The organism is Streptomyces sp. NPDC054866, from assembly GCF_053610745.1.
In genome coordinates, this window is sequence record NZ_JBSGZA010000003.1 from 575,908 (window position 1) to 589,123 (window position 13,216).

At 69.8% G+C, this 13,216-nt stretch carries 10 protein-coding genes; 4 read left to right on the forward strand and 6 right to left on the reverse strand.

What is annotated here, in order from left to right; genetic code table 11:
• Nucleotides 1–92: 92 nt before the first annotated feature.
• Nucleotides 93–2,117, forward strand: a complete 2,025-nt coding sequence (locus tag ACWGI2_RS18105; RefSeq protein WP_453696243.1) for a thioredoxin domain-containing protein — start codon at nt 93–95, stop codon at nt 2,115–2,117.
• A gap of 85 nt (nt 2,118–2,202) precedes the next feature.
• Here the strand turns inward: ACWGI2_RS18105 and ACWGI2_RS18110 are convergent, their stop codons facing one another.
• From ACWGI2_RS18110 to trhA, 4 genes are all read right to left on the reverse strand, one after another.
• Nucleotides 2,203–3,015 (reverse strand): Mut7-C RNAse domain-containing protein, encoded by an 813-nt coding sequence (locus ACWGI2_RS18110; RefSeq protein ID WP_453696244.1) that lies wholly within the window; start codon nt 3,013–3,015, stop codon nt 2,203–2,205.
• A 72-nt stretch (nt 3,016–3,087) separates the two neighbouring features.
• Nucleotides 3,088–3,717 carry a TetR/AcrR family transcriptional regulator gene (locus ACWGI2_RS18115; protein ID WP_453397227.1) on the reverse strand — a complete coding sequence of 210 codons (630 nt, stop codon included), beginning with the start codon at nt 3,715–3,717 and terminating at the stop codon, nt 3,088–3,090.
• A gap of 5 nt (nt 3,718–3,722) precedes the next feature.
• Entirely contained in the window at nt 3,723–5,282 is a 1,560-nt protein-coding gene (locus ACWGI2_RS18120) for an MFS transporter (RefSeq protein ID WP_453696246.1), read from the reverse strand.
• 139 nt (nt 5,283–5,421) lie between these two features.
• A complete protein-coding gene (gene trhA / locus ACWGI2_RS18125) occupies nt 5,422–6,144 on the reverse strand; it encodes a PAQR family membrane homeostasis protein TrhA (RefSeq protein ID WP_453696247.1) in 723 nt (240 codons plus the stop codon).
• A 313-nt stretch (nt 6,145–6,457) separates the two neighbouring features.
• Here trhA and ACWGI2_RS18130 point away from each other — a divergent pair, with 313 nt between their 5' ends.
• Both ACWGI2_RS18130 and ACWGI2_RS18135 read left to right on the forward strand, forming a co-directional pair.
• A complete protein-coding gene (locus tag ACWGI2_RS18130) occupies nt 6,458–8,302 on the forward strand; it encodes a phosphoenolpyruvate carboxykinase (GTP) (protein ID WP_453696249.1) in 1,845 nt (614 codons plus the stop codon).
• 201 nt (nt 8,303–8,503) lie between these two features.
• Entirely contained in the window at nt 8,504–10,222 is a 1,719-nt protein-coding gene (locus tag ACWGI2_RS18135; RefSeq protein ID WP_453696251.1) for an Ig-like domain repeat protein, read from the forward strand.
• 136 nt (nt 10,223–10,358) lie between these two features.
• On the opposite strand, the gene ACWGI2_RS18140 is transcribed toward ACWGI2_RS18135, so the two are convergent.
• Entirely contained in the window at nt 10,359–10,769 is a 411-nt protein-coding gene (locus ACWGI2_RS18140; protein ID WP_453397222.1) for an SCO4983 family protein, read from the reverse strand.
• Between the two features lie 92 nt (nt 10,770–10,861).
• Nucleotides 10,862–12,073: a pyridoxal phosphate-dependent aminotransferase gene (locus tag ACWGI2_RS18145; protein ID WP_453397221.1), complete on the reverse strand. Its 1,212-nt coding sequence runs from the start codon at nt 12,071–12,073 to the stop codon at nt 10,862–10,864.
• A gap of 189 nt (nt 12,074–12,262) precedes the next feature.
• Between ACWGI2_RS18145 and ACWGI2_RS18150 the strand changes: the two genes are divergently transcribed.
• Nucleotides 12,263–13,096: a trypsin-like serine peptidase gene (locus ACWGI2_RS18150; protein WP_453696252.1), complete on the forward strand. Its 834-nt coding sequence runs from the start codon at nt 12,263–12,265 to the stop codon at nt 13,094–13,096.
• Nucleotides 13,097–13,216 lie beyond the last annotated feature (120 nt).

Here is a 13,216-nt window from a genome sequence, read left to right on the forward strand (position 1 = left end):
TGTCCTGCGTACGGGGCTCCGGCGCGAGGGACTCCGCGGATCACGTGGGCCAGTCCCCGGATCGGCGGGCGGTGTGAGCGAGGATGGGAGGTATGCCGAACCGACTGGCCCATGAGACGTCCCCCTACCTCCTTCAGCACGCCGACAACCCCGTCGACTGGTGGCCTTGGTCGGCAGAGGCCTTCGCCGAGGCGCGGGAGCGGGGCGTGCCCGTACTGCTCAGCGTCGGGTACAGCAGTTGCCACTGGTGTCACGTCATGGCGCACGAGTCCTTCGAGGACGCCGGCACCGCCGCCTTCCTGAACGCGCACTTCGTCAACGTCAAGGTCGACCGCGAGGAGCGGCCCGACATCGACGCCGTCTACATGGAGGCCGTACAGGCCGCGACCGGGCAGGGCGGCTGGCCCATGACGGTCTTCCTGACGCCCGACGCCGAGCCCTTCTACTTCGGCACGTACTTCCCGCCCGAGCCGCGCCACGGCATGCCCTCCTTCCAGCAGGTGGCCGACGGGGTCCGGCGCGCCTGGACGGACCGGCGCGGCGAGGTCGCCGAGGTCGCGGGGAAGATCGTGCGTGACCTCTCCGAACGCCAGCTGGCGTTCGGCTCCGACGAACTGCCCGGCGAGGACGAGCTCGCGCAGGCGCTGCTCGGCCTGACGCGCGACTACGACGCCTCGCGGGGCGGCTTCGGCGGCGCGCCCAAGTTCCCGCCGTCCATGGTCGTCGAGTTCCTGCTGCGGCACTACGCCCGCACCGGCTCCGAGGGCGCCCTCCAGATGGCGGCCGACACCTGCGAGCGGATGGCGCGCGGCGGGATCTACGACCAGCTCGGCGGCGGCTTCGCGCGCTACTCCGTGGACCGGGAGTGGGTCGTGCCCCACTTCGAGAAGATGCTCTACGACAACGCGCTGCTCTGCCGCGTGTACGCCCACCTGTGGCGGGCCACGGGATCGGACCTCGCGCGGCGAGTCGCCCTGGAGACCGCCGACTTCATGGTGCGCGAACTCCGCACGAACGAGGGCGGTTTCGCCTCGGCGCTCGACGCGGACAGCGAGGACGCCGCCAGCGGCAAGCACGTCGAGGGCGCGTACTACGTGTGGACGCCGGAGCAGCTGCGCGAGGTCCTCGGCGACGCGGACGCCGAGCTGGCCGCCACGTACTTCGGCGTGACGGAGGAAGGCACCTTCGAGGAAGGCGCCTCGGTGCTCCAACTCCCCGACACGGGTGGCGTTGTGGCAGATGCCGAGCGGATCTCCTCGATCCGGGAGCGGCTGCTCGCGGCACGCTCGGAGCGGCCCGCGCCCGGCCGTGACGACAAGATCGTCGCCGCCTGGAACGGGCTCGCCGTCGCCGCGCTCGCGGAGGTGGGCGCGTACTTCGACCGGCCGGATCTGGTGGCGGCGGCGGTGGGCGCGGGCGACCTTCTCGTACGCCTGCACATGGACGACAGGGCGCGACTGTCGCGCACCTCGAAGGACGGTCAAGTCGGCGCCAACGCGGGCGTGTTGGAGGACTACGCCGATGTCGCCGAGGGGTTCCTCACGCTGGCCTCCGTGACGGGGGAGGGGGTGTGGCTGGAGTTCGCCGGTTTCCTGCTCGACCACGTGCTCGGCCAGTTCGTGGACGCGGAGTCCGGGTCTCTGTACGACACGGCGGCGGACGCGGAGCAGTTGATCCGCAGGCCACAGGATCCCACGGACAACGCGGTGCCGTCCGGGTGGACGGCGGCGGCCGGGGCGCTGCTGTCGTACGCGGCGCAGACCGGCGCCGAGCCGCATCGCCTCGCGGCGGAGCGGGCGTTGGGGGTGGTGAAGGGGCTCGCGCCGCGTGCTCCGCGGTTCATCGGGCACGGGCTTGCGGTGGCGGAGGCTGCGCTTGACGGACCCCGTGAGGTTGCGGTGATCGGCTCGGTGGGCGGAGAGCTGCATCGCACCGCGCTGCTGGGGACGGCGCCGGGGGCTGTGGTGGCTGTCGGCCCTGCGGGCGGCGATGAGCTTCCGCTGCTCGCGGGGAGGGGGCTGGTCGGGGGGCTTCCGGCGGCTTACGTCTGCCGCCGGTTCGTCTGCGACGCGCCGACTGTGGATGCGGGGGAGCTGGCGGCGAAGCTGTCGGGCTGAGGGCAGGGGCTTCTTTGTCCCCAACCCCGCCCCTTCCCGAAAACCCGCTGCGCGGGGGCGTCCTCAAACGCCGGACGGCTGAAAATTAGCCCCTCCGGCGTTTGAGGAGCGGGGTCTGGGGCGGAGCCCCAGGTAGGTCCGGGGCGCAGGCACGGTTTTCGGGAAAGGGTGGGGTTGGGGAGAATTCCTTCACCGCCCCCGCCACGATCCCCTCCAGCCGATCATGATGCGCTCCCCGCCAGTACACCCGCCCGCACTCCACACACTCCGCGAAAACGTCGTACGACCCCCGCGTTCCCCCTTCCAGGCGGTCCGCCACATCCTCCTTGCTCGCCGCCCTAAGCGAGCCGTTGCACGCCGTGCAGCGGCTCCACGGATGCAGAGAAGGCGCGAACCGCCCCAGCACATCCCGCAGTTGCTCCTCCGGCGCGTCGCTGTAGACGTACCCCCCGGCCCACAACTCCCGCCGCCGCAACAACCCCCGGTCCCGGCTAAGGAGCACCCGCCGCTCCGCGGCCGACCGCGCGGCGAGAGCGGCGTCGCCGATGTCCGTGCTCTCGTACGCCGCGTCGACGCCGAGGAGCCGCAACCGGCGGGCCAGCGTGCCGAGATGGACGTCGAGGAGGAAGCGGAGGGGAGCGCCGGGCACGGGCTGGGGACGGGAGACGGCGCGGACCTCCACCGACTCGTCCGCCGCCGGGACGTGCGACACCGGGACCTCGGCGCCGTCCACGACGAGCGCGCCGACCTCCGTCAGCGGAACCCCGAGCGATTCGACGACGTGCCCGAGCGTGGACACGCCGTCCGTAACGGCCTTGGTGGGGCCGCCCCTTCGCTCGTGCGGGACGAAGACGCCCAGCTCAGGGGCGAAGTCGATGAGGATCTCCGGACCGTTCATGCGGTCAGGATGGCATGGCGGCAGCGGAGGAGGCCGGGGATTTACCGCGCGGGCGCCGAACCGGCGTCAAGCCTAAGCCGCACCCGTCCCGAACCCTGCGATCAGCATGTCCATCGCGCGGTCCACCAACTCGCGCAGATCGTCCCGGTGGCCGTGTTCCGCCCAGTACGCCGTCGTCTCGGTGAGCGCGGCGATCAGGCTCATCGTGAACACCCGGACCTCCAGCTCCCCGGGGTCGCGGCCGCTGCGTTCCGCGACGACGCGGCACAGCATCTGGCTGGTGACCGACATGCTCTCCAGGAGCCGGGACCGCACAGCGGGGACCTCGATCATCAGGCGCGTACGGAGGCGCAGGATCTCCGGCTCCTCGGCGGACCCGAGGCCCACCGCACTGCGCAGCACGTGCCGCAAGGACTCCACGATCGACTCGTCCGCCGGGCGCGCCCGCAGCTCGTCCTCGAGCAGCGGGTCGTACTCGTCGGTGAGGACGATGTCCTCCTTGGTCGGGAAGTACCGGAACACGGTCGACGCCGACACCTCCGCCGCGTCGGCGATCTGCTCGACGGTCGTCGCGTCGTACCCCTGCTCCTCGATCAGCCGGTACGTGGCCTCACGGATCGCGATGCGGGTCTTGAGCTTCTTCCGCTCGCGAAGCCCCAGCTGGGGGCCCTGCGAGGAAGCGGTGGTGCGTGCGGCCGTCATGGCCCTCATTGTCGGGCATCCTCCGTCCGCTGTGCCATGTCGGTGTCCTCCGGCGGCGCGGGATTCGCCTTCGGCAGCAGCGCGGCGACCAGCAGCGCCGTCACAAGGGCCGCGACGCCGCTCACCGGGAGGACCGTCACCATGCCGTCGATGTACGCCTCGTCGGCGGAGTCGATGAGCCGTGGCACCCCGAGCCGTTCACCGATCATGTGGGCCGCCACCACTGATTCCCCGGCAGCGTCCGCCGCCGCGCCGGGAATCCCGCCGGTGTCGAGGCGGTCGACGTACACGCTGGAGAGCAGCGAGCCGAGCAGCGCGATCCCGACGGCACTGCCGACCTGGCGCACGGTCATCATGAGTCCCGTGCCCGATCCCGCCCGCTCCACGGGGAGCGCACCGAGAGCGGAGTCCATGGCCGGCACGATGGCGAAGCCGAAGCCGATCCCGGCGATGGAGAGCCACAGCGCGGTGAATCCGTATCCGGAGTCGACGGTCGTACGGCTGCCGAGGATCGCCGCGAAGGCGAGGACGATGAGCCCGGCGCTGATCGCCGCACGCGCGCCGAAGCGGCGTACGACGGGCTCCGCGCCCCTCGCGGCGATGAGGAGTCCGCCCATCATCGGCAGCATCCGCAGGCCGGTGCCGAAGGCGTCGTGGCCGAGCACCGCCTGCAGATACTGCGGAAGCACGAACATCAGGCCCGAAAGGACGAACATGACGAGCGTCGCCGCGATCGTGTTGAGAAGGAAGCCGCGGTTGCGCAGCAGCGCCATGTCGAGCATCGGGCGCGGCAGCCGCCGTTCACGCAGGACGAGCGCGGCGATCAGGGCGGCGGCGCCGCCGAACATGCCGAGGATCAGCGGGTCCCCCCAGCCGCGTACGGGGGCTTCGATGATCGCGTAGATGAGCGCGCCGAGCCCGGCCGCGGTGAGCGCGGTGGAGGCGGCGTCGACCTTGGGGGCGGACGGGTCGGTCGTCTCCGGGAGCAGGAAGACGCAGGCCGTGATCCCGATCGCGACCATCGGGACGTTGATCAGGAAGATCGAGCCCCACCAGAAGTGGTCGAGGAGCCAGCCGCCCACGATCGGTCCGAGTGGGGCGCCGAGCGCGGAGGCCGCGGAGACGATGCCGACGGCCTTGGTCCGCTCGCCGGGGGCGAAGAGCGCGGGCAGCACGGCGAGGGCGAGGGGCATGACGAGCGCGCCGCCCATGCCCATGACAGCCCGCGCCACGACGACCAGCTCGACGGAGTCGACCAGGGTGCCGATCAACGAGCCCACCAGGAAGATCCCGAGCCCGGTGATCAGCATCCTGCGGCGTCCGAACCGGTCGCCGAGCAGCCCGGCCGGAAGCATCAGGGCCGCGAACACGACGACGTACGCGTCCGCCATCCACTGTTGCTCGCCCGTACTCGCGTCCAGCTGCCCGGCCATCGTGGGCAGGGCGACGTTGAGGATCGTCATGTCGAAACCGAGCACGAGCATGCTCGCGACGAGGGCGGCGAGCGCCCACCAGCGGCGGGGGTCCTGCCGTTGCGCGGCAGACGAGCTTGTGACAGTGGCCATGAATTGAGAGTAACTCTCAAAAGGTAGTCACCGTCAAGATGTGGGACCGTCGAGGCGGGGCCGTCGAGGCACGCAAATGGCCGCGGCTCGAAAGCCGCGGCCATGAGGGAGAAGAGGGGGTAGACCCTCCGTGCTGGGCCTATCCGTGCTGGTAAGCCACCAGCGAGATCCCCACGTAGTGCACCGCGAAGGCGGCCAGCGTCAGGGAGTGGAAGACCTCGTGGAAGCCGAAGAAACGCGGGGACGGGTTGGGGCGCTTGATGCCGTAGATCACGCCGCCCGCGCTGTAGAGCAGCCCGCCCACGATCACCAGGACCAGGACGGCGACGCCGCCCGCCCGCAGGAAGTCGGGCAGGAAGAAGACCGCGGCCCAGCCCATCGCGATGTAACAGGGGGTGTAGAGCCAGCGGGGCGCGCCGACCCAGAAGACCCGGAAGAGGATGCCGGCCACCGCCGCGCCCCAGACGCCCCAGAGCAGCCACTGCCCCTTGGAGTCGGGCAGGAGCAGCATCGTCAGCGGGGTGTACGTGCCCGCGATGATCAGGAAGATGTTCGCGTGGTCGAGTCTGCGCAGCACGCCGTCCGCGCGGGGGCTCCAGGTGCCGCGGTGGTAGATCGCGCTCACTCCGAAGAGCAGGCATGCCGTCAGGACGTAGATCCCGCAGGCGATCCGCGCGCGCGTGGAGTCCGTGAGCGCCAGGAGCGCGATGCCGGAGACGAGCACCGCGGGGAACATGCCCGCGTGCAGCCAGCCGCGCATCTTCGGCTTCATTTCTTCGAGCACGGACGAGTCGGAGCCGGAGGCCGGATCGCGGCTGGCGTCCTGGGTGTTCGTGATCGCGTCAGGGACGGGAGCGGTCATGAGGAGAATCGTACCTACGCAACCGTAAGTTAGGCATCAGTCATGGGGGAACCGTGGCCCACAAGTGGCGATGCTCACGGTGATACCCGAGCGTACAAGTGACGGATTCGTGTACGGAGGGCGGCCGGAGCGAGTGGCGATACTCACGCCGCTCACCTGTGACGTCCTCTGGACATATGCGCGGAAGCGTCGGATGATCAAATGAGTGCGGTCGGCACCGGATGAGCGCCAGAGGGAACAATCACGTGAAGCGTCCGGGTCGCAGCCCCCACGGGGCAACACAAACCTATAAACCCCTCGTATAGGAGCAATCGTGGCGCGCGACATCGCGGCTCCCCTTCTCTCTGAGTCCCTGGGCACCGTTCCCACCAACCACCAGGACCTCGTCTCCTGGGTGAGCGAGATCGCCGAACTGACGCAGCCGGACAGCGTGGTCTGGTGTGACGGATCCGAGGCTGAGTACGAGCGCCTGTGCGAGGAGCTCGTCGCCAAGGGCACCTTCAAGAAGCTCGACCCGATCAAGCGCCCGAACTCGTACTACGCGGCCTCCGACCCGACCGACGTCGCGCGCGTCGAGGACCGCACCTTCATCTGCTCCGAGAAGGAGGAGGACGCGGGCCCGACCAACCACTGGAAGGCCCCCGCCGAGATGCGGGAGATCTTCCAGGGCGAGAAGGGCGTCTTCCGCGGCTCGATGCGCGGCCGCACGATGTACGTCGTGCCGTTCTGCATGGGCCCGGTCGGCTCGCCGCTGTCCGCGATCGGCGTCGAGATCACCGACTCCGCGTACGTCGCCGTCTCCATGCGCACCATGACCCGCATGGGCCAGCAGGTCCTGGACGAGCTCGGCGAGGACGGCTTCTTCGTGAAGGCCGTCCACACGCTCGGCGCGCCCCTTGAGGCGGGCGAGGCCGACGTGCCGTGGCCCTGCAACTCCACGAAGTACATCTCGCACTTCCCCGAGGACCGCGAGATCTGGTCGTACGGCTCGGGCTACGGCGGCAACGCCCTGCTCGGCAAGAAGTGCTACGCCCTGCGCATCGCCTCCGTCATGGCGCGCGACGAGGGCTGGCTGGCCGAGCACATGCTGATCCTGAAGCTGACGCCCCCGCAGGGCGAGAGCAAGTACGTCGCGGCGGCCTTCCCGTCCGCCTGTGGCAAGACCAACCTCGCCATGCTGGAGCCGACGGTCCGCGGCTGGACGGTCGAGACCATCGGTGACGACATCGCCTGGATGCGCTTCGGTGAGGACGGCCGGCTCTACGCGATCAACCCCGAGGCCGGTTTCTTCGGCGTCGCGCCCGGCACCGGCGAGCACACCAACGCCAACGCCATGAAGACCCTGTGGGGCAACTCGGTCTTCACGAACGTCGCGCTCACCGACGACAACGACGTCTGGTGGGAGGGCATGACGGAGGAGACTCCCGCCCACCTCACCGACTGGAAGGGCAACGACTGGACGCCCGAGTCGGGCGTCCCGGCCGCGCACCCCAACGCCCGCTTCACCACGCCCGCTTCGCAGTGCCCGATCATCGCGCCCGAGTGGGAGGACCCCAAGGGCGTGCCGATCTCGGCGATCCTCTTCGGCGGCCGTCGCGCCAGCGCGGTGCCGCTGGTGACGGAGTCCTTCAACTGGCAGCACGGCGTCTTCCTCGGCGCGAACGTGGCGAGCGAGAAGACCGCCGCGGCCGAGGGCAAGGTCGGCGAGCTGCGCCGCGACCCGTTCGCGATGCTGCCGTTCTGCGGCTACAACATGGGCGACTACATGGCCCACTGGGTCAAGGTCGGCGCGGACAAGCCCGACCAGTCCAAGCTGCCGAAGATCTACTACGTGAACTGGTTCCGGAAGAACGCCGAAGGCAAGTTCGTGTGGCCCGGCTTCGGCGAGAACAGCCGCGTCCTGAAGTGGATCGTCGACCGCCTCGACGGCAGGGCCGAGGGCGTCGAGACCCCCATCGGCATCCTGCCGACGGTGGACTCGCTGGACACCGAGGGCCTCGAACTGCCCACCGCCGACCTGGAGTTCCTGCTCACGGTCGACAAGGAGGTCTGGCGCGAGGAGGCCTCGCTGGTCCCCGAGCACCTGAACACCTTCGGTGACCACACGCCCAAGGAGCTGTGGGACGAGTACCGCGCCCTGGTGCAGCGTCTCGGCTGACCTGGCTGACGACGCACATTCCGGATGGGCCCCGCACAACGGCGTGCGGGGCCCATCCGCGTATATCCGCATCTTGCATACGCCGCCTTCACATGCCCCTCACATGTTTCAATGACCCCACACGGGGGCCGCTGATCGTCGCGCGCCCGCCAAAAGAGCCTGTGGGGGGCCAAGTTGAAGCACTCTCAGCGGTTAAGACGTGTGACGGGCGCCGCGCTCGCGGTCGTCCTCGGTTCGGCCGGTCTGGTCGCCCTCGGAACACCCGCCGCGTACGCCGCCACTCCGTCGGACGAGGTGGCGAAGCTGCCGATCTCCTCGTTCGGGGCGATGGTGGTCGACGACGCGCACGAGCGTGTCTACGTCACCGATGGACGCCTGAGCGGCAGTGGGGCCAGCTCCGTCCTGGTCTACAACTTCGAGGGTCAGCGCGTCGGTTCGCTCGCCACCGACCAGCCCGCGTCCGGCATGGCGCTCAGCGCGGACGGCGCGACACTGCACGTGTCGCAGTCCAACCGCATCCTGGCGTTCGATACGGCGACACAGACCAGGACCAGTGCCGCGAGCACGCCCTACGACGTCACCTGCGGACGTGAGGTGGCCGTCGCGGGCGGCAAGACGTGGTTCACGGAGACGCCGTACACCGGCGGTTCGTACTGCGACAGGCCCGACAACCTCGCCCTGCTGTACGGGGTCAGCGGCACCTCATCGGTCAACACCGGCTGGAACAGCGAGGGGCGGCTGAAGCTGGAGACCGGGCCCGGGGCACCGGACCGGCTCGTGATGGGGCAGGCGGGCGCGGGCAGCGCGGCCAACGCCTTCGTCACCACCTTCGACGCGAGCGGCGAGAACCTGGTGCGAGGCCCGCAGCGGCGCTTCGCGGACGCCGAGGGCAAGGGCGCGCTCGACCTGAAGGACATCGCCCAGAGCGCCGACGGCAAGCGGATCGCCATCGCCGACGCGGCCTACGGCACCCGGCTGCTCGACGCCTCCGACCTGGCGGACGCCCCGGTCGGCTACCAGCAACTGCCGGTGGGCTCGAAGGCCTCGGCGGTGGCGTTCAGCGGCGACGGAAAGTACGTGGCGCGCGGTGCGGTCGCCGACGGCAGCGTGTCCGACCTGCTGATCCAGCCCGCCGACCCGGCGGACGGCACCACGGCGATGGAGTTCGCCTTCGAGGGGGAGCTCGACGGCTCACGGGTCGTGCCGCGCGGCCTCGACTGGTCCAAGGATGGCTCGCGGCTCTTCGCGGTGACCTCGGACGGCGGCTACGGCCACTGGCTGCACGTCATCAAGCCGCCGGCCGCCCAGTACGACTCGCGCTTCACGGGCACCCTGAGCACCACGCCCGCCAAGCCCGTGGTCGGTGAACCGCTCGGTATCCGGGGCAAGTTGGAGCTGGACGGGCCCGCGCCCGCGGAGCCGGTGAAGGTCGAGGCGGTCCGCAAGGACGCGGACGGCACGACGGACGTGGCCCCCGCCAAGGTCGCGGCTGACGGCAGCTTCACCGTCCTCGACGTGCCGGACAGGCTCGGAGAGGCGACGTACACGCTGCGGTTCCTCGGCGATCTCACGCACCGCCCCGCCGAGGACGTCACGGTCACCGTCGACGTGGCGAAGGCGCCGACGTCGATCGAGCTGACGGCGCCCGCCGAGGCCACCCGCGCGGGCGGCGTCGAGATCACCGGGAAGCTGACCGCGCAGGGGCGTGCGCTGCCGTCCGGGATCAGCCTGAAGGTGACCCGCACGGACCGGTTCGGCACGACGGGTGAGCTGACGTCGGCGCCGGTCGCGGCCGACGGCACGTTCAAGGTCAAGGACCTGCCGAACAAGCGGGGCAGGACGGTCTACGCGGTGAGCTACGAGGGCGACGCCCTGCACAGCGGCTCGTCCGCCGAGGCGACGGTACGGGTGATCAGCTAGCGGGTTAGATGGCTCCCGGTCCGAACGCCTCGAGGGCGTTCGGACCGGGGCCGTATACGGGCCCCCGAAGGGGCGCGAGGAACTGCGCGACAAGCCACGACGCACCCGCAGCCGCGCAGACGGGGCCAGCGGCAGCTCAGTGGGCGCCAACCAGCCGGGCCGCGCCAGCGTGCGCATCCATACGCCGCGCAGCGAGAATCGCCGCCGCCGTGTCGGCGCGCGAGGCGGCCACCACCAGGGCGCGGCCCGCGAGGGCGTGGGCGCGCTGGTGCAGGGCGGTGAGGTGCGGTTCGTGGATCGCGGTCACCACGGCCGAGCGGACGGGCGGCAGACCCCCGCGCAGCCGGGCCACCTCGGAGGACAGCTGCTCGGCGGCGTCGTCCAGGTCGGCGGCGGGCGCGAGGGCGCGCAGCTCGTCCGTGACGGCGAGGAGCGCCGCCAGATGCGCGGCGAGCTGGATGTCCAGCTCCTCCTCGCGGGAGCGGTGCGGGAAGTCGCCCGGGTCGGCCATGGCATGGACCGACTTGGTGCGGATCGGCTCGTACATGGGATGGCCTCCTGGCGGGTAGCTTGAAAGCCATCCTACATTAGATTCTGTCTAAAGTTGAGCCGGGTAGTCGTCGCGCCGGACGGCGGGGCCTAGGGCTGGCTGTAGCCGTCGAGGAAGTTGCCGATGCGGGTCACGGCCTCGGTCAGGTCCGTCGCCGTGGGCAGCGTGACGACCCGGAAGTGATCGGGTTCGGGCCAGTTGAAGCCCGTGCCGTGGACGACCATGATCTTCTCGGCACGGAGCAGGTCGAGCACCAGCTGGCGGTCGTCCTTGATCTTGAAGACCTTCGGGTCGAGCCGCGGGAAGAGGTAGAGCGACCCCTTGGGCTTCACGCAGCTCACGCCGGGGATCTGCGTCAGCAGGTCGTACGCCGTGTCGCGCTGCTCGACGAGACGCCCGCCCGGAAGCACGAGGTCATTGATGGTCTGCCGCCCGCTGAGCGCGGCGACCACGCCGTGCTGGCCCGGCATGTTCGCGCACAGGCGCATGTTCGCGAGGATCGTCAGGCCCTCGATGTACGAGGACGCGTGCGCCTTCGGGCCCGAGATGGCCACCCAGCCGACGCGGTAACCCGCCACCCGGTACGCCTTCGACATGCCGTTGAAGGTGAGGGTGAGGAGGTCGGGGGCGATGGCGGCGGTGGGGGTGTGGACGGCGTCGTCGTAGAGGATCTTGTCGTAGATCTCGTCCGAGCAGACCAGGAGATTGTGGCGGCGTGCGATGTCGGTCAGGCCGCGCAGCATGTCCTCGCTGTAGACGGCGCCCGTCGGATTGTTCGGGTTGATGATCACGAGCGCCTTGGTGCGGTCGGTCACCTTGCGCTCGATGTCGGCGAGGTCCGGCATCCAGTCCGCCTGCTCGTCGCAGCGGTAGTGCACGGCCGTGCCGCCGGAGAGCGAGACCGCGGCCGTCCACAGCGGATAGTCGGGCGCCGGTACGAGGACCTCGTCGCCGTCGTCGAGCAGGCCCTGCATGGCCATGACGATGAGCTCGGAGACGCCGTTGCCGATGAAGACGTGCTCGACGTCCGTCTCGATGCCCAGGGTCTGGTTGTGCATGACCACCGCGCGGCGGGCGGCGAGCAGGCCCTTCGCGTCGCCGTAGCCGTGCGCGTCGCCGACGTTGCGGAGGATGTCCTCCAGGATCTCGGGCGGGCACTCGAACCCGAAGGCCGCGGGGTTGCCGGTGTTGAGCTTGAGGATGCGGTGACCGGCCGCTTCCAGCCGCATCGCCTCCTCGAGTACCGGGCCCCGGATCTCGTAACAGACGTTGGCGAGCTTCGTCGACTGGATGACCTGCATGTCCGCGAGCTTACGGCCGCGTAACGAGACCCGCCTCGTGTTTTCCGCCACGTAGCCCAGGGGGGAGTGTCCTGTCAGCGGTCAGCTCTGTCCGTTTGCGGTCTTGTCCTCGCGGCCGGGGACCTCAACAATGCGCATGACAAAACCGAAGCAACTTCGGTCACACGGTCATCAGAGGGGACCCCCCACATGAACAAGCCTCTCGTCGGTGCGTGCTTCGCCGTTCTGCTCCTCGGAGCAACGGCGGCGCCCGCGGCGGCAGTCAGTGACGAACGGCCGGTCAAGGCCAAGGCGGTCGATTTCGCGGGCACGGTGGCACTGAGCAACTGTTCCGGTTCCGTCGTCCGCGTGCCGGACTCGAAGCCCGGCGACCCCGCGCTCGTGATGTCCAACGGCCACTGCCTGGAGAGCGGCTTCCCGGCGCCCGGTGAGGTCCTCGTCGACAAGCCGTCGTCGCGCACCTTCACCCTCCTCGACGCCTCCGGCGGTGACGCCGGCACGGTCAAGGCGAGCAAGATCGCTTACGGGACGATGACGGACACCGACCTCTCGCTCTACGAACTCACCAGCACCTACAGCGAGATCGAGAGCAAGTTCGGCATCAAGGCGCTTGAGCTGAACGCGGCGCGCCCGGAGCAGGGGAAGGCGATCACCGTCGCCTCCGGCTACTGGAAGAAGATGTACAAGTGCAGCATCGACGGCTTCGCCCACCGCCTCAAGGAGGGCAACTGGACCTGGAAGGACTCGGTCCGCTACACCCCCGACTGCCAGACGATCGGCGGCACTTCGGGCTCACCGGTGATCGATGACGCGACCGGCAAGGTCGTCGCCGTCAACAACACCGGCAACGAGAGCGGCGAGGAGTGCACGGACAACAACCCGTGCGAGGTCGACGAGAACGGCAAGGTGACGGTCCGCAAGGGCATCAACTACGCCCAGCAGACGTACGGCGTCGTGCCGTGCGTGGCACCCGGCAACAAGATCGACCTGAGCCGCGAGGGCTGCGAGCTCCCCAAGCCGTAAGGGTCCGGCCCGCGGCGGGACCGGTCCTACCCGGACCGGTCCCGCCGAAATGCAAGAGTTCTCACCCCTTGTCCCTTATCCGTGGGCCCCCGAAGAATGCCCATGACAACACCACAGGGC